The 15,568-nt window shown below is 68.5% G+C and carries 15 protein-coding genes; 9 read left to right on the top strand and 6 right to left on the bottom strand.

What is annotated here, in order from left to right; all coding sequences use genetic code 11:
* Positions 1–97: 97 nt before the first annotated feature.
* Both AC07X5_RS23495 and AC07X5_RS23490 read left to right on the top strand, forming a co-directional pair.
* A complete protein-coding gene (locus AC07X5_RS23495; RefSeq protein WP_494772066.1) occupies positions 98–964 on the top strand; it encodes an MBL fold metallo-hydrolase in 867 nt (288 codons plus the stop codon).
* A 5-nt stretch (positions 965–969) separates the two neighbouring features.
* Complete coding sequence (locus AC07X5_RS23490) at positions 970–1,626, top strand: DsbA family protein (RefSeq protein ID WP_494772065.1); 657 nt, start codon at positions 970–972, stop codon at positions 1,624–1,626.
* Here AC07X5_RS23490 and AC07X5_RS23485 read toward each other — a convergent pair whose 3' ends face one another.
* Both AC07X5_RS23485 and AC07X5_RS23480 read right to left on the bottom strand, forming a co-directional pair.
* Positions 1,627–2,769 carry a zinc-binding dehydrogenase gene (locus AC07X5_RS23485; protein WP_494772064.1) on the bottom strand — a complete coding sequence of 381 codons (1,143 nt, stop codon included), beginning with the start codon at positions 2,767–2,769 and terminating at the stop codon, positions 1,627–1,629.
* A 56-nt stretch (positions 2,770–2,825) separates the two neighbouring features.
* Entirely contained in the window at positions 2,826–3,692 is an 867-nt protein-coding gene (locus AC07X5_RS23480) for a LysR family transcriptional regulator (protein WP_494772152.1), read from the bottom strand.
* A gap of 87 nt (positions 3,693–3,779) precedes the next feature.
* Here AC07X5_RS23480 and AC07X5_RS23475 point away from each other — a divergent pair, with 87 nt between their 5' ends.
* Entirely contained in the window at positions 3,780–4,748 is a 969-nt protein-coding gene (locus AC07X5_RS23475) for a DMT family transporter (protein WP_494772063.1), read from the top strand.
* A 44-nt stretch (positions 4,749–4,792) separates the two neighbouring features.
* A complete protein-coding gene (locus AC07X5_RS23470) occupies positions 4,793–5,233 on the top strand; it encodes a DUF1801 domain-containing protein (protein ID WP_494772062.1) in 441 nt (146 codons plus the stop codon).
* On the opposite strand, the gene AC07X5_RS23465 is transcribed toward AC07X5_RS23470, so the two are convergent.
* A complete protein-coding gene (locus AC07X5_RS23465) occupies positions 5,230–6,147 on the bottom strand; it encodes a LysR family transcriptional regulator (RefSeq protein ID WP_494772061.1) in 918 nt (305 codons plus the stop codon). The genes AC07X5_RS23470 and AC07X5_RS23465 overlap by 4 nt on opposite strands.
* A 101-nt stretch (positions 6,148–6,248) precedes the next feature.
* Here AC07X5_RS23465 and AC07X5_RS23460 point away from each other — a divergent pair, with 101 nt between their 5' ends.
* Together AC07X5_RS23460 and AC07X5_RS23455 are read left to right on the top strand one after the other, a co-directional pair.
* Positions 6,249–6,575 (top strand): nuclear transport factor 2 family protein, encoded by a 327-nt coding sequence (locus AC07X5_RS23460; protein ID WP_494772060.1) that lies wholly within the window; start codon positions 6,249–6,251, stop codon positions 6,573–6,575.
* Complete coding sequence (locus AC07X5_RS23455) at positions 6,572–7,354, top strand: SDR family oxidoreductase (protein ID WP_494772059.1); 783 nt, start codon at positions 6,572–6,574, stop codon at positions 7,352–7,354. The genes AC07X5_RS23460 and AC07X5_RS23455 overlap by 4 nt, the downstream gene beginning before the upstream one ends.
* A gap of 23 nt (positions 7,355–7,377) precedes the next feature.
* On the opposite strand, the gene AC07X5_RS23450 is transcribed toward AC07X5_RS23455, so the two are convergent.
* From AC07X5_RS23450 to AC07X5_RS23440, 3 genes are all read right to left on the bottom strand, one after another.
* Complete coding sequence (locus tag AC07X5_RS23450; RefSeq protein ID WP_494772058.1) at positions 7,378–8,376, bottom strand: endonuclease/exonuclease/phosphatase family protein; 999 nt, start codon at positions 8,374–8,376, stop codon at positions 7,378–7,380.
* A gap of 119 nt (positions 8,377–8,495) precedes the next feature.
* Positions 8,496–9,662 (bottom strand): S1 family serine peptidase, encoded by a 1,167-nt coding sequence (locus AC07X5_RS23445; RefSeq protein ID WP_494772057.1) that lies wholly within the window; start codon positions 9,660–9,662, stop codon positions 8,496–8,498.
* Positions 9,635–11,482, bottom strand: a complete 1,848-nt coding sequence (locus AC07X5_RS23440; protein ID WP_494772056.1) for a bifunctional metallophosphatase/5'-nucleotidase — start codon at positions 11,480–11,482, stop codon at positions 9,635–9,637. Before AC07X5_RS23440 ends, AC07X5_RS23445 begins: the two co-directional genes overlap by 28 nt.
* A 225-nt stretch (positions 11,483–11,707) precedes the next feature.
* Here AC07X5_RS23440 and AC07X5_RS23435 point away from each other — a divergent pair, with 225 nt between their 5' ends.
* The 3 genes from AC07X5_RS23435 to AC07X5_RS23425 are packed head-to-tail and all read left to right on the top strand — an operon-like array spanning position 11,708 to position 15,412.
* Entirely contained in the window at positions 11,708–12,922 is a 1,215-nt protein-coding gene (locus tag AC07X5_RS23435) for an ROK family transcriptional regulator (protein ID WP_494772055.1), read from the top strand.
* Positions 12,919–14,406: a sugar ABC transporter ATP-binding protein gene (locus tag AC07X5_RS23430; protein WP_494772054.1), complete on the top strand. Its 1,488-nt coding sequence runs from the start codon at positions 12,919–12,921 to the stop codon at positions 14,404–14,406. The genes AC07X5_RS23435 and AC07X5_RS23430 overlap by 4 nt, the downstream gene beginning before the upstream one ends.
* Positions 14,387–15,412 carry an ABC transporter permease gene (locus AC07X5_RS23425; RefSeq protein ID WP_186458039.1) on the top strand — a complete coding sequence of 342 codons (1,026 nt, stop codon included), beginning with the start codon at positions 14,387–14,389 and terminating at the stop codon, positions 15,410–15,412. The genes AC07X5_RS23430 and AC07X5_RS23425 overlap by 20 nt, the downstream gene beginning before the upstream one ends.
* Positions 15,413–15,568: the final 156 nt, after the last annotated feature.

The following is a 15,568-nucleotide window of genomic DNA, read 5'->3' as shown; positions in this document are numbered from 1 at the left end:
ATTAATAAAACAAATATGCGCATTTTATGCGGTTTATTGGATCGATTGGTGCAAATAAACTGCAGCCATCGCAATCAAAACCTTCTGGAGAATCCGCATGTTTCACACCACCATCCTTGCCGCCACCCTGTCCATCGCCTTTGCCGGTGCCCATGCCGCCGAGCCGCTGCAGCTCAAGGTCTACAACGCCGATGGCAACAGCTTCAACGTCAATTCCACCCTGGTCTACGGCGAAAAGGAGGCCATGGTCATTGACGCCGGCTTCACCCGTGCCGATGCCCTGCGCATCGCTGCCAACGTGCTCGACAGCGGCAAGGCGCTCAAGACCATCTATGTGAGCCAGGCCGACCCCGACTACTACTTCGGCGTGGAAACGCTCAAGGAGTTCTTTCCCCATGCCGAGGTGGTGACCACCCCCGCGGTGCTGGAAAAGATCAACGCCAAGCTGCAAGGCAAGCTCGCCTTCTGGGGCCCCAAGATGGGCGCCAACGCACCGCGCACGCCCGTGCTGCCCAAGGCCATCTCGGGCAACACCCTCACCGTGGACGGCCAGGTGGTGGAGATCCGCGGCACCACCGGCCTGCTGGCACACCGCCCCTACGCCTGGATTCCCTCGGTGAAGGCCGTGGTAGGCAACATCGGCGTGTTCGGCACCAACACCCACGTGTGGACCGCCGACACCCAGACCGTGGCCGAGCGCAGCGCCTGGGTGGCCCAGCTCGACGAGATGGCCGCCTTGCAACCCACCGTGGTCGTGCCCGGCCACATGGCCGCCGGCACCGCGCTGACCGCGGCCAATGTCACCTACACCAAGGGCTACCTGCAGGCCTTCGAGAAGAACGCCGCCGCCACCAAGACCAGCGCGGAGCTGATCGAGGCCATGAAGACGGCCTATCCCGCAGCGCCCATGGGCTTGTCCTTGGACATCGGCGCCAAGGTGAACAAGGGTGAGATGAAGTGGTAAGCAGCATGTCCACCGAAGTCACCTCCGTCACTTACCTGTTCGACCCCCTGTGCGGCTGGTGCTATGCCGCGGCGCCGGCCCTGGGCCGGCTGCAGGGCACGCACGGCGTGCGCATCACGCTGGCCCCGTCGGGCCTGTTCGCCGGGCAGGGCGCCCGGCCCATGGACGCGCAGTTCGCCGCCTATGCCTGGTCCAACGACCAGCGCATCGAGCAGCTCACGGGCCAGCCCTTCACGCAGGCTTATCGCGACAACATCCTGGGCGCCGAGGGCGGCCGTTTCGACTCCGGCCCGGCCACCTTCGCACTGACCGCCGTGGCCCAGACCGCACCGGGCCGCGAACTCGAAGCCTTGCATGCGCTGCAGCGCGCGCGTTATGTCGATGGGCAAGACACGGCCGATGCGGCGGTGCTGGCCGAGGTGCTGACCGCCCTGGGTCTGGCCGATGCGGCCGCGCTCGCCCGTGCTCCCGATGCGGCTTTGCATCGCGCCATGGCTGAGCGCGTAGCCAACGCCCAGGCCCTGCTGCGTGCCGTCGGTGCGCGCGGCGTGCCGCAGCTGGTGGCCACGGGGCAGGGCGGGGCGCTGCGCCTGATCGGCGGCGATGCCCTGCTGGGGCCGCACGAGCGGCTGGTGGAACTGGTGATGTCCGCTGCGGCCTGATCACTCCATCGACGGATCGATCAGCACCTTGGCCCCGGTGTTGCGCGGGCCGTAGAAGGCAATGGCGTCGGCGCCCAGCGCCCCGGCCAGCGATACCGTGCGCGCATAGTGGCTGGCAAAGGTGGTCTTGAGCTCGGCCGCCACGCGCTGGCGCAGGGCCTGGGCGGCCTCGTTGCCGATCTTCTGCAGAAACGGGAACAGCAGCCAGCCGCCCACGCCCCAGGCCATGCCGAAGGTGCGCTGGATCTCGGTGGGGCGCGTGTCCAGGTGGCCATACAGGTAGACCTGCTTGTGCACGTCCGATCCATAGCGGCTGTACTCGGTCGCCTTGCGGTTGATGGCCGCCTCCATGCCCTGCAAAATCTGCCCGGCCAGCGTGCCGCCGCCCGTGGCGTCAAAGGCAATGGTCGCGCCCGTTGCGGCCAGGGCGTCGGTCAGTTCGACCATGAAGCCAGGCGAACTGCTGTCGCAGACGTAATGGGCACCGATCTCGCGCAGCAGCACCGCCTGCTCGGGCTTGCGCACGATGTTGACCAGGCCGATCCCGTCTTTCTGGCATACCTTGTTGAGCATCTGGCCCAGGTTGCTGGCCGCCGCAGTGTGCACCAGCGCGGTGTGGCCCTCGCGCTTCATGGTCTCCACCATGCCCAGCGCGGTCAGGGGGTTGACGAAGCACGACGCCCCCTCGGCCGCCGTGGTGCCGGCCGGCAGCGGCAGGCACTGCGCGGCGGGCATGGCCCGGTACTGCGCGTACATGGCCCCGCCGATCAGTGCCACCGTGCGCCCGAGCAGCGCCTGGGCTGCCGGCGAGGAGCCCGCCGCCACCACCAGGCCCGCGCCCTCGTTGCCCACGGGCATGCTCTGCCCCATGCGGGCAGCCATGCCGGGCATGGCGCGGTCTGGGATGCGCGCGGTCACTACGGGCCGGTCGGCGCTGCCTGCGACCTGCACGGTGGACAGATCGGCCGGCCCGAACAGCAGGCCGATGTCCGAGGGGTTGATCGGCGTGGCCTGGATCTGCACCAGCACCTCGTCGGGCCCCGGCGTGGGCACGGGCGTGGGTTCAAGGCTGATCTGCAGGGTGCCGTCCGGCTGCACGAGCGAGCGCAGTTGCAGGGCGGTGGAGGGGATGGTCGCGGTCATGGGTGTCTCCTGGGGAATGGCTGGTGCATTGTCGCCACTACGGGATTTTTTCGCTGTCACCCACCTAACGTCCGCACCATTTGCTCGTACATCGCATCCACCGCGGGGGAGCGCTGCGACTCCCTGCTGCGCAGCACCGCCACGTCCATCGAGTCGAGTGTGGGCAGGTCGAATTCGGCCGGCAGGTTCTGCAGTATCTGCAGGTTGGCCGGCACGCTGCAGCGCGTGAGCACGGCCACGGCCAGGCCGCTTTCCACGGCGGCCAGTTGGCCGGCCAGGCTGGAGCTGTGGTAGACGATGCGGTAGGCGCGGCGCCGTGCGGCCAGGGCCTTCATGGTGGCGATGCGCGCCAGGCTGGCCGATTCGTACACCGCAATCGGCAAGGGGTCGCGCCGCCAGGCCTCGAACTGGGCCGCGCCCACCCAGACCAGCGGCTCCTGGAACAGAAAGCGCCCGCGCTGCGGCTTGTCGCGCGAGACCAGGGCCAAGTCCAGCTCGCCGCGCCCCACGCGCGGGATCAGCGAGGTCGACTGCTCGCAGGTCAGCTCGATCTCCACCCCCTGGTAGCGGTGCGAAAAGCTGCGCAGCACGGGCGTGAGGTAGGTCGATGCATAGTCGTCCGGCACACCCAGGCGCACGCGGCCCGCCAGCCGCGGGCCGAACAGCGCCGCCTGCGTCTCGGCCTGCAGCTCCAGCATGCGGCGCGCGTAGGCCAGCAACTCCTGTCCCAAGGGGGTCAGCTCCAGGTGGCGCGGGCCGCGCAGCAGCACCGGGCGGCCCAGCGCAGATTCGAGCTTCTTGATCTGCATGCTCACCGCCGATTGCGAGCGGTGCACCAGCGGCGCCGCGCCCGAGAGCGAGCCGGCATCCACCACGGCGACGAAGGCGCGCAGCCAGTCGATCTGCAGGTCGGGGTAGTTCACCATGCGTGCAATGTATTCGATTACCGAATGGCTATGCTGCGAACTATGCGCTTTACCTGGGGCAACAAAGGCAGGACCATCGGCACCATGAACAACAAGGTTTCCGCACTGCCAGCTTCCTCCGCCATCCTCACTGGCACTGCCGACCCGGCCACTCTGGCCCGCGAGCGCGCAGGCCAGTGGCTCATGATCGCCGGCGGTGTGCTGCTGGGCACCATCGGCGTGTTTGTCGAAGAGGCCGGCCAGCACCCGCTGGTCACGGTGTGGTTCCGCTGCGTGTTCGGTGCGCTGGCCCTGGTGGCCTGGTGCCTGGCCACGGGCCGGGGCCGTGAGCTGCTGCTGCGCCACCAGGCCAGGAGCCGCTGGGTGGCCTGTGCCACGGGCGTGTTCATGGTGCTCAACTGGGCGCTGTTCTTCGCGGCTATCCCGCGTACCTCCATCGCGGTGGCCACAGTCATTTTCCACGTACAGCCGATCTGGGTCATCGTCTTCGGCGCGCTGTTCCTGCGTGAGACGATCTCGGGCACCCAGTGGGCGGCCACGCTGGCGGCCCTGGCCGGGCTGGTGCTCACCACCGGGCTGCTCGACGGCATCCCCGCCGGCACGGCCGATGGCGGCGCCTATGTGGCCGGGGTGCTGATGTGCCTGGGCGGCTCGTTCTGCTATGCCGCCGTCACCTTGCTGGCCAGCCGCGCGCCCGCGCCCATCAGCCCGTTCGCCCTGTCGCTGTGGCAGTGCCTGGTGGGCGCCGTGCTGCTGGCCTGGGCACCGCTGGCCTTCGGTGGGCCGCACACCGCTGCTGCCTGGGCCTGGCTCACCGGCCTGGGCGTGCTGCACACGGGCCTGGCCTACGTGATCCTGTTCGCCGGCATGGCCCGGCTGGCGCTGGGCAAGGTGGCGGTGCTGCAGTTCGTCTACCCGCTCACCGCCGTGCTGGTGGACTGGGCGGTGTACGGGCGCACGCTAAGCCCGGTGCAGTTGGGTGGGGTGGTGCTGATGGCGGGGGCGCTGTGGACCATACGGCGGCAGCCGGCGCAGGCGCCTGCAAGCCGATAAACTGCCGGCTCGCAGGCCTTGGCTTGCCATCAGGAGACAACACCATGGCTGCAGCACCGGCACCCCAGGAAGCCGAGACATCCGCATCGGCCCTCATCGACGCCAGGATCCGCGACCTGGCCGACTGGCGCGGCGCCACCCTGGCCCGCATCCGCAAGCTCATGCACGAGGCCGTGCCCGAGGTGGTCGAAGAGGTCAAATGGATGGGCGTGCCCGTCTGGTCGCATGCCGGCATCCTGTGCACCGGCGAGACCTATAAGCAGGCCGTGAAGATGACCTTTGCCAAGGGCGCTTCGCTGCCCGACCCCAAGGGCCTGTTCAATTCCAGCCTGGAGGGCAATACGCGCCGCGCCATCGACGTGCATGAGGGCGAGGCCATCAACGAAGCGGCGTTGAAGGCGCTGTTCCGTGCCGCGGCGGACTTCAATGGCCTGCAGGCCGCGCAGAAGAAGGCCAAGGCACCTGCGAAGAAAAAGACAAACTAACCAGCAAAGCCTCCTCCCAAGTCCTTGTCCAGCAGGCAGTCGATGAAAGCACCAAGAAGGGCTGGCCGGTGCTGCCGGTGGGGGTAGTAGAGGTACAGCCCCGGGCGCGAGATCGACCAGTCCGCCAGCACCTGGACCAAGCGGCCCTGGGCCAGGAGATCGCCCACGCCGTCGCGCTCGAAGTGGTAGGCAATGCCGAGTCCGTTCACCGCGGCAGCGATGCCGATGTCGGCGCGGTTGGTGACGACGGGGCCGTCCACCGCCACTTCCAGCCGTTTGCCCCTTTTCTCGAACTCCCAGCGGTAGTGCCTGCCGTCCATCTGGAGCCGCCAGTTGATGCACGCGTGGCCGTGCAGGTCGGCGGGTGTCTTCGGAATGCCCCGATCGGCAAGGTAGCCTGGGGACGCCACGGCAACCATGTTCAGGTCGGGCGTGAGGCGCACGGCAACCATGTCCTTCTCCAACCGCCCACCCACGCGGATGCCCGCGTCGAAGCGGCCGGCGACGATATCGGCCAGGGCGTCGTCGACCACGATGTCGAGCACCACATCCGGGTAGGCCTGGTGGAAGCGTGAAAGCCGGGGCGCAATGACGGTTCTCGCTGCGATCCCCAGCGTGTTGATGCGCAGCGTGCCCTTGGTCTGTCCTGCGGCTTCACTGGCCTGTGCGACGGCAACCGCCATCTCCCGGAACAGCGGGGCGATGCGCCCGTAGAGCTGCTCGCCACTGGCCGATGGCGCAACGCTGCGTGTCGTGCGATTCAGAAGGCGTGTGCCGATACGGCCTTCGAGCTGCCGGATGGTCTGGCTCAGCGCGGAAGGCGACAGGCCCAGGTGCTCTGCCGCCCGCGCAAAGCTCTTGCGCTCGACCACCGCAGCGAAGGCTTTCAGCTCTGCGAACTCGGATCCACGCATTATGTATTCCTTCCTACACAGCCCATCCGAATTCTAGAGCATTCACTAAATTCACATTGGCGCGCATCCTTGGGTCATCACCAACCACTGGAGCCATCGATATGAACGCCTTGACCCTTCCCGAACCCATCGCCGCGTACTTTGCGGCCGAACACCACCCCGAGGCGCTGGCGCGCTGCTTCACGGCGCAAGCCGTCATGAAGGACGAAGGCCACACCTACACGGGCATCGACGCCATCAAGGCCTTCATGGCCAAGGCATCGGCCCAATACGGCGCAACCAGCATGCCGTTCGCGCTCGAACGGGAGGAGGGCCTCCAGGTCGTCCGCGCCAAGGTGACGGGCAACTTTCCAGGCAGCCCGATCGACCTGTCATACCGCTTTCGGCTCGAACGCGGCCTGATCGCATCGCTGGAGATCAAGGCATGAGCTTCGACCTCCAACTCAAAGGCAAGCGCGCCCTGGTGACGGGCGGCACCAAGGGCCTGGGCGCGGCGCTCGTCAAGAGCCTTCAGGATGCCGGCGTGCAGGTGATGGCGACTGCGCGCTCTGCGCCGGATAAGCCGCTGGACGGCGTGGCCTATGTCCAGACCGACCTGGCGACCGCGCAAGGCGTGGCCAAGCTCGCACGCACGGTCACCGAACTCTGGGGCAATGTCGACATCCTGGTCCATTCCCTCGGGGGCTCGACCGCGCCGCCGGGCGGCTTCGCGGCCCTGGATGACGAGGTGTGGTTCAGCGAACTGAACCTGAACCTCCTGTCCGCAGTCCGGCTGGACCGCGCGCTGCTGCCCGCCATGCTGGCCAAGGGCGCAGGCGTGGTCCTGCACGTGACCTCGATCCAGCGTGTGCTTCCGCTTCCGGAGTCGACGACCGCCTACGCTGCGGCAAAGGGTGCGCTCTCGACCTACAGCAAATCCTTGTCGAAAGAGGTCACGCCCAAGGGCATACGCGTTCTTCGCGTCTCACCGGGCTGGATCGAGACCGAGGCCTCGGTGGCATTCGCACAGCGAATGGCTGTCCAGGCGGGCACGGACTACGAGGGCGGCAAGAAGATGATCATGGACTGGCTTGGCGGAATTCCGGTCGGTCGGCCCGCCAGCCCGCAGGAGGTCGCAGACCTGATCACATTCCTGGTGTCTCCGCGCGCGGCATCGGTATCGGGCTCGGAGCATGTGATCGATGGCGGAACGGTTCCCACTGTTTGAGCAGAACTTTGCAGAAGAACGGCTCAGGGAGCGATGAGCCGCACCACCACAGGCCGGTGGTCCGACCCCAGGTCCGGCCCGGTACGCGAGTCCAGCACCTGCCAGCCGCCCGATGCCAGCACATGGTCCAGCGGCAGCACCGCCAGCCAGCCCAAGGCATTGGGCCAGCTGGGCGCCGCACCATTGGCGCGGCGCAGGGTTTCTTCCACCAGGTACAGGCTGCGCGCCCAGGGCGTGGTGTTCAGGTCGCCGGCCAGCAGGGCCAGCCCCCCGGCCTGCGCAAAGCGTTCGGCCTCCTGCGCCAGGGCGCGGTCGCGGGCCTGGGCGAAGCCTGCGTCCAGCGGCGGCATGGGGTGCAGCGCGCTCAGGTGCACGGGCTTGCCGTTCCAGGCCACCGTGGCACGCAAGCGCAGGGTGTCGCGCAGGTCCTTGGGCTGCAGCGTCTCCATGTCCGACAAGGGGTGGCGCGACAGCACGGCCAGGCCGAAGGGGCTGGGGTCGGGGGCTTGCAGTCGGTGCAGGTAGCGGGCCGCCACGCCGGGGTGCCCGGCCAGGGCCTGCTGGGCCAACGGGGTGAATTCCTGCAGGAACACCACGTCGGGCGCATCGGCCGAAGCCAGCCAGGCCGTGAGCGGGCCGAAATCGGTGGTCGAGGAGTTGAGGTTGGCGGTGCCCACGGCCAGCACCGCGCCGGGGTCGGCCGGCTCGGCGCCCTGCGGCAGCCTGGCTGGCTGCCACAGGAAGCTGCCGCCCAGTGCCAGCACCGCCAGGGCGAGCCAGCCATGGCCCGTGCGGCCGCGGGGCTGTAAGAGCGCCAGCGCCGCCAGTGCAGTTGCGCCCACCACCAGGTACAGCCATTGCCAGTGGGCCGCCAGTTCCACCAACCATTGCAGCGTGGGCACCTGGTCTGCCGGCAGGATGCGCGACACCGGTGCCGTCAGGGCACCCAGGGCGCACAGCCATGCCAGCCAGCGGGCCCTGAGGGTGATGAAATTCAGAGTCTTCGGAGGGCGTTGCTGCATGCGCTGGATGGTATCGGTCCGGCGGCGTTGCCTGGGTCAGTGCCGGGAAGATTCCGCCGACCCCCTTGGCATGGCGGCCTGTGAAGAGCGGCCTTGGGGTACTGGCCCCTGTCCCTATGTCACCCGGCCGCAATCACCTGCAAGGTGCTGCACAGCGCCGCCTCGTACACCGCATCGGGCCCGAGGCGGCCGGCCTCCCGGGACATGGGCAGCGCCACCCGCGCCGCCAAGGCCTCGCGCAAGCGGGGCGCGGCCACCAGCCTGGTGCCTGCGCCATCGGGCAACGCAATGCCCGCGAGCCGGCCCGCCTGGTCGAAGACGGGCCCGCCCGGGGCCAGGCCCCGGTGCATGGATGCATCGAGCTCCCGGTCTCCGTGCGCGCCCACGGCGGCGCCGACAAAGCCCGTTCGCAGCAGGGGCCATGCAGCCCCCGCGTCGCCAGCCTGCGCGTACGCCACGGCAAACGCCACAGAGCCAGGGAAGACATCGGCGGGCACGGTGCCCAGTGACGATGGCGCAGGCAGCGGGCTGTCCAGGCGCAACAGGGCAACGCCGCTCATATCGCCGCGCCCTGGCTCGGCAGAGGCCAGTGCCATGTGCCCCAGGCCGTTGCGCACCCAAAGGCGCTGGCTGCCGGAAATGGCGCGCGCAGGTGCGAGTGCCATGCGGCCTTCCCCGAGCAGCGTTCCGGCCGCGACGAGGCGCGCGCTGCGCGGCAATGCCGCCAGGTGGGTGGAGTGGCTGTAAGGGGCCAGCCGCGCGGGCGGGAGCAGCATGTCCCCGCTCGCATGCGGTGCTGCCGACGCCAGCTCACGAACCACACCCGCCACCAGCGGCTGCGATGGCGCCCGTGCCTGCGCATCGGCCAGCAGCTTGCGGGCGATCACGTCCTGCCCCCCCGCGTGCAGCAGCCATGCGTACAGGGCCGCGCCGCCCACGGCATCCAGGTGCGCGCCTGCCGTGTGCGCGCCAAAGGCCAGCGCGCGCCGGTACTGGCCCGACTGCATGTAGCTGCGCACCAGGCCCATTTCGGTATCGGGCGAGTGCAGGATCAAGGCGGCGCGGTCAAAGCCTTGCTCGGCCTGGTGCGCATCGCCGGCGGCGAGGGCGGCCTCTGCGTCCCGCAGCAGGGCTTCGCGTTCGCGCAGCCGCTCGGCGTCGGGCGGCCGCCCACCCGCTGCCTGCATGATGGCCCGGAGCTTCTCTTCGGAAGCCGGCGAGGCTGCCAGCGGGCCGGCTGCCAGGCCCAGCAGACCGATCAGGACGTGACGGCGCCGGTCGGGCATTCGGTGCTGGTGCCGCTGCGGTTGATGCGCTTGCCGCCCGCGTCGTTGGGGTTGCTGCCCAGCGTGTACGGTGCCTTGGGCGCCTTGAAGCCCGACAGGTAGGCCACCAGGGCATCGATGTCCTGCGCGCCGCCCAGGCGGCTGGTGCCCTTGAGGAAGGTGGAGTAGCCGTCGCCGCCGTCGGCCATGAAGTTGTTCATGGTGACGCGGTAGGTCTTGGTCGGGTTGGCCACCGTGCCCGAGGCATCGACGATGGTTTCCGTGGTGCTGCCGTTGCGCAGCGTGACATTGCTCACGCGCGCACCGCAGGCCTTGGCGCCGTCCCAGGTGTACTTGAAGCCGTTGGACGGCAGCATCACGCGCGTGGCCGTGGCCGACTGGCCCTTGCAACCCGCAAACTGCTCTTCCAGCACGTCCTTGAGGTCCTGCGCCGTGAGCGACATGGTCACCAGGCTGTTGCCGAAGGGCTGGGTGGTGAAGGCCTCGCCATAGGTCACGTTGCCTGCGCCTTCACCCACCGCGCTGCTGGCAAAGGTGAAGCCGGGGTTGCGCACGCCGCCGCCGTTCATCAGGGCGATGACGGCCGAGCCGAAGGTGGGGCCCTGCGTGGCCGCCAGCATGGCGTCGGCCACCAGGTCGCCGGCGGGCATGTTGCAGGCGGCATCGCTGCGGGAGTTGGGCAGCTCGGCGGCGATGGAGCCGATCACCGTGTTGGCAATCGGCGAGACCAGGCTGTTGTAGCCGGCGATGATCTTGGCAACGGAGGCGTCGGCGGGCACGGCGGGGTCGTTGCGCACCACCAGGCGGTTGGTGGCCGTGATGGCCGTGATGTCGCGCGTGGAGGGGTCGATGGTCAGGTCCATGTCGGTCAGCACGCGGCCGAACGAGCTGGAGCTGGTCACCGGAATGGCGCGGCCCGCGGCGTTGGGCAGCTTGCAGTTGTAGGCGGCGTGGGTGTGGCCGCTGATCACGGCATCCACCGCATTGTCCAGGCCCTTGACCAGGGTGGCGATGGCCGAGCCGGCGAGGCCGCCATCGCAGGTGTTGATGGCCGACACCGTGCCCGACTGGAAGCCGCCCTCGTGCACCAGCACGATGATGGATTCGATGCCCTGGCTCTTGAGTTCGGGGATCAGGCTGTTCACCGTCTGGATCTCGTCGCGGAACTCCAGGCCGGCCACGCCGGTGGGCGTCACCACGGTGGGGGTCGCCTTGAAGGTCATGCCGATGAAGGCCACCTTGACGCCCTTGAACTCTTTGATGCCATAGGCAGGCAGCAGCGTCTTGCCCGTGGCGGTGGCGATCACGTTGGCCGACAGCCACTTGAACCTGGCGCCTTCGAAGGGCACCGGCGTGCCGGCGGTTGCGCCCTTGCAACTGTTGGGCTCGCCGGCCTTGCAGCCGCCGTTCTGCAGGCGCAGCAGCTCGGCCGAGCCCTTGTCGAACTCGTGGTTGCCCACCGAGTTGAACTCCAGCCCGATGCGGTTGAGCGTCTCCACCGCGGGCTCGTCCTGGAACAGCGCCGAGATCAGCGGCGAAGCACCGATCGAGTCGCCCGCGCCCACCACCACGTTGTTGGGGTTCTGCGCCTTGAGCCTGGCCACATGGGCCGCCATGAATTCGGCACCGCCCACGGGCGGGCGCTCGGCCGCCGGCACGGCGGCGCTGTTGCCGAAAGTGCCCGGGGATTCCAGGTTGCCGTGGTAGTCGTTGAAGCCGATCAGCTTGACGGTGAACGGCGGCTCGCTGCCATCGCTGCCGCAAGCGACCAAGGTGGCGGCCAGGACGGCGGTGGCCCCGGCAATCAAACGCAGTTTCATGGAAGACCCTCTGTAGGTGGTGTGTTCGGTCCGTTGCCGAGTGGACCCAGTCCTTGTGACAAACCCATGAACGCAGGGCTTAGACCCAAAATTGGTCTAAGTTAAGTCTTGTGTGGTCTAAGTGGGCCGCATAGTATTTGCCCAACGCGTCCTTTTGAGGCGCAGGCGACCCGGGCAAGGCCGACAACGGCAGCCGGGCCAGACCACAAGAACAGGAGACAAGCCTTGGCACGCTGGCACAACTGCGGCACCGAAGACCTGGACGTTCTGCAGACCATTTTCTGGTCGGCAGGCGCGTCGCGGCATGCACTCGCGCAGCGGTTGGCCTACTCCAAGAGCAAGGCCAACGCCCGGGTGGCGGCCCTGCTGGACGAGGGCCTGCTCGACGAGGTGGGCCTGCAGGAATCTTCGGGCGGCCGCCGTGCTGAAACCCTGCGCCTGAGCGAGACCTTGGGCGTGGTGATCGGTGCCGACCTGGGCGCCACCAGCATGCAGGTGGCCGTGATGCGGCCCGACATGGCGGTGCTGGCGCGGCACCGCGAACCCATCGACGTGCGCCAGGGGCCGGGCGTCATTCTGGCGCGGCTGCGCGGCCTGATGCGCGAGCTGATGGCCCGCTGCGGCCTGCCGGCCTCGCAGGTCATCGCCATCGGCATGGGTGTGCCGGGGCCGGTGGACTTTGAAAGCGGCCAACTGGTCAACCCCCCGCTGATGCCCGACTGGGACGGCTTTTCCATCCGCGACTACCTGCGCGAGGCCTTTGCGGCGCCGGTGTTCGTCGACAACGACGTGAACCTGATGGCGCTGGGAGAGCTGTGGCGGCTGCAGCGCAACCTGCCCAACTTTTTGGTCATCAAGGTCGGCACGGGCATTGGCTGCGGCATCGTCTGCCACGGCCAGGTGTACCGGGGCGCCAATGGTTCGGCCGGCGACGTGGGCCACATCTGCGTGGACCAGGCCGGCCCGCGCTGCCACTGCGGCAACCAGGGCTGCGTGGAGGCCATGGCCGCCGCGCCCGCCATGGCCCGCATGGCGCTGGCCGCGGCCCAGGCGGGTGAAAGCGCCTTGCTGGCCGAGCGCCTGCAGGCCACCGGCACCCTGACCACCGAAGACGTGGCCCAGGCCAGCCGTGCGGGCGATGTGGCGGCCAACGCCATCATCCAGCGCGCGGGCAGCCTGGTGGGGCAGATGCTGGCCTCCATCGTCAACTTCTTCAACCCCTCGCACGTGTTCATTGCCGGGCGGGTGACGGACATGGGGCCGCTGTTCCTGGCCTCGGTGCGTCAAAGCGTCTACCACCGCTCGCTGGCCCTGTCCACGCGCCACCTGGAGATCCAGTACGCCCCCCTGGCCGACGATGCCGGCGTGGTGGGCGCGGGTGTGCTGGCCATGCAGGAGAGCATGGCGCAGTCATCGCGTTCGGGAGGGGGTGCACGATGAGCGTCGCCGTCGAGTTCCGCAACGTCACCAAGGAGTTCGGCCCCGTGCGCGTGCTGCACGGCGTGGGCTTCGCGCTGCAGCCGGGCCGCGTCTATGGCCTGCTGGGCGAGAACGGCGCGGGCAAGTCCACGCTGATGAAGATACTGGCCGGGTACGAGAGCCCGACCACCGGCGAGGTGGTGGTGGACGGCGCCGTGCGCGCCCCCGGCGGCGGTTCGCGCGCGGCCGAGGCCCAGGGCATCGTGCTGATCCACCAGGAGTTCAACCTGGCGGACGACCTGACGATTGCGCAGAACGTCTTCCTGGGGCATGAGATCAAGAAGGGCCTGTTCCTGGACGACAAGGCCATGCGCGAGAAGACGCGCCAGGCGCTGGCCCAGGTCGGCCTGCCGCTGGACCCCGACACGCGCGTGAAGAAGCTCATCGTGGCCGAAAAGCAGCTGGTGGAAATCGCCCGCGCACTGGCGCGCAATGCGCGCCTGCTCATCATGGACGAGCCCACCGCCACGCTGACCCCGGGCGAGACGGAGCGCCTGTTCACGCTGATGGCCGGGCTCAAGGCCGCGGGCGTGACCATCATCTACATCTCGCACAAGCTCGACGAAGTGGAGCGCACCACCGACGAGGTGGTGGTGATGCGCGACGGCCTGCTGGTGGCGCGCGAGCCCACGGCCAACGTCACGCGGCGGCAGATGGCCAACCTGATGGTGGGCCGCGAGCTGGCCGACCTGTTCCCCGCCAAGCTGCCCGCACCGGCGGGTGAGCCCGCCATCAAGGTGCGCGGCCTCACGGTGCCGGGCTGGGCCGAGGGCATCGACTTCGAGGTGCGGCGCGGCGAGATCCTGGGCTTTGCCGGCCTGGTGGGCGCCGGGCGCACGGAGCTGTTCGAGGGCCTCTTGGGCCTGCGCCCGCGCTCGGCCGGCACGGTGGAACTGGCCGGCAAGCCCGTGCAATTGAAAAGCCCGCGCGACGCGGCCCGCCATGGCCTCACTTACCTGAGCGAAGACCGCAAGGGCAAGGGCCTGCACGTGCACTTCAGCCTGCGGCCCAACCTCACGCTGATGGCGCTGGAGCGCTACGCCAAGCCCTGGCTCGACCCCGCGGCCGAGCAGGCCGCGCTGCGCGATGCGGTGCAGGAGTTCGGCATCCGCACCGGCTCGCTCGACGTGCGCGCCTCGTCGCTGTCGGGCGGCAACCAGCAAAAACTGGCGCTGGCCAAGGTGCTGCACCCCGGCCCCAGCGTGGTGGTGCTCGACGAGCCCACGCGCGGCGTGGACGTGGGCGCCAAGCGCGAGATCTACCACCTGGTGCAGCGCCTGGCGGAACAGGGCCTGGCGGTGATCGTGATTTCGTCCGAGCTGATGGAGCTGATCGGCCTGTGCCACCGCGTGGCGGTGATGCGCGCCGGCCGGCTGCAGACCACGCTCCAGGAACCCCATTTGACCGAAGAGGAGTTGATCGTCCATGCCACAGGTACCCGCTGAAAACGCCCCCACCCCGCAGGTGGCCGGCAGCCGCCACGGTGCCGCAACCGCCTGGTGGGGCAAGCTGCACGGGCTGGGCCCGGTCATCGGCCTGGTGCTGCTGTGCATTGCCGGCACGCTGCTCAACAGCAACTTCGCCACCTACGACAACGTGATGAACGTGCTCACGCGCACGGCCTTCATCGGCATCATCGCGGTGGGCATGTGCTTCGTCATCATCTCGGGCGGCATCGACCTGTCGGTGGGCTCCATGGCGGCGCTGATCGCGGGCTCGGTCATCCTGTTCATGAATGCCATGGCGCCCGTGCTGGGCTCGCCCATGGCCGCCGTGGTGGTGGGCATGGCGCTTGCCGTGGTGCTGGGCGCCGTGTTCGGGCTGGTGCACGGCCTCTTGATCACCAAGGGGCGCATCGAGCCCTTCATCGTGACGCTGGGCACGCTGGGCATCTTCCGCGCCTACCTCACGTACTTCTCCAACGGCGGCGCCATCACGCTGGAGAACGATCTGTCGGACCTCTACAGCCCCGTGTACTACGCCAACCTGCTGGGCGTGCCCATCCCCGTGTGGATCTTTTTGCTGGTGGCATTGGTGGGTGGCGTCATCCTCAACCGCACGGCCTATGGCCGTTATGTGCAGGCCATCGGCTCCAACGAGCAGGTGGCGCAGTACGCCGCGGTGGATGTGCACAAGATCAAGATCCTGACCTACATGCTGCTCGGCGTGTGCGTGGGCATCGCCACGCTGCTCTACGTGCCGCGCCTGGGCTCGGCATCGCCCACCACGGGCCTGCTGTGGGAGCTGGAGGCGATCGCCGCGGTGATCGTGGGCGGCACGGTCCTCAAGGGCGGGGCTGGCAGCATCACCGGCACGGTGGTGGGTGCCATCCTGCTGTCGGTCATCAGCAACATCCTCAACCTCACCAGCATCATCAGCGTGTACCTGAACGCGGCGGTGCAGGGCTTCGTGATCATTGCAGTAGCGTTCATGCAACGCGGCAAGAGGTGACGGAGTGGCCGGAGCAACTCTCCTGGCGTCGTTGCTGCGTCTTGCCATGCTAGTCGCACTGTCTGCGACGCAGCGCCTAGCCAGGACCGCTTCGCTGAGCTTTCCAGCCACTCTTTGCGTGTATTTGTTTTTCAAGGTGTTCCCCAGCCGGCCAGC

This window comes from Acidovorax sp. GW458-11-26-14-TSB4, assembly GCF_059423865.1.
This window is presented reverse-complemented; position numbering and strand designations above follow the sequence as displayed.

Coding starts and splice junctions, on each gene's coding strand:
- AC07X5_RS23495 (WP_494772066.1), top strand. CDS start 98: ATGTTTCACACCACCATCCTTGCCGCCACCCTGTCCATCGCCTTTGCC.
- AC07X5_RS23490 (WP_494772065.1), top strand. CDS start 970: ATGTCCACCGAAGTCACCTCCGTCACTTACCTGTTCGACCCCCTGTGC.
- AC07X5_RS23485 (WP_494772064.1), bottom strand. CDS start 2,769: ATGACCGCGACCATCCCCTCCACCGCCCTGCAACTGCGCTCGCTCGTG.
- AC07X5_RS23475 (WP_494772063.1), top strand. CDS start 3,780: ATGAACAACAAGGTTTCCGCACTGCCAGCTTCCTCCGCCATCCTCACT.
- AC07X5_RS23470 (WP_494772062.1), top strand. CDS start 4,793: ATGGCTGCAGCACCGGCACCCCAGGAAGCCGAGACATCCGCATCGGCC.
- AC07X5_RS23465 (WP_494772061.1), bottom strand. CDS start 6,147: ATGCGTGGATCCGAGTTCGCAGAGCTGAAAGCCTTCGCTGCGGTGGTC.
- AC07X5_RS23460 (WP_494772060.1), top strand. CDS start 6,249: ATGAACGCCTTGACCCTTCCCGAACCCATCGCCGCGTACTTTGCGGCC.
- AC07X5_RS23455 (WP_494772059.1), top strand. CDS start 6,572: ATGAGCTTCGACCTCCAACTCAAAGGCAAGCGCGCCCTGGTGACGGGC.
- AC07X5_RS23450 (WP_494772058.1), bottom strand. CDS start 8,376: ATGCAGCAACGCCCTCCGAAGACTCTGAATTTCATCACCCTCAGGGCC.
- AC07X5_RS23445 (WP_494772057.1), bottom strand. CDS start 9,662: ATGCCCGACCGGCGCCGTCACGTCCTGATCGGTCTGCTGGGCCTGGCA.
- AC07X5_RS23440 (WP_494772056.1), bottom strand. CDS start 11,482: ATGAAACTGCGTTTGATTGCCGGGGCCACCGCCGTCCTGGCCGCCACC.
- AC07X5_RS23430 (WP_494772054.1), top strand. CDS start 12,919: ATGAGCGTCGCCGTCGAGTTCCGCAACGTCACCAAGGAGTTCGGCCCC.
- AC07X5_RS23425 (WP_186458039.1), top strand. CDS start 14,387: ATGCCACAGGTACCCGCTGAAAACGCCCCCACCCCGCAGGTGGCCGGC.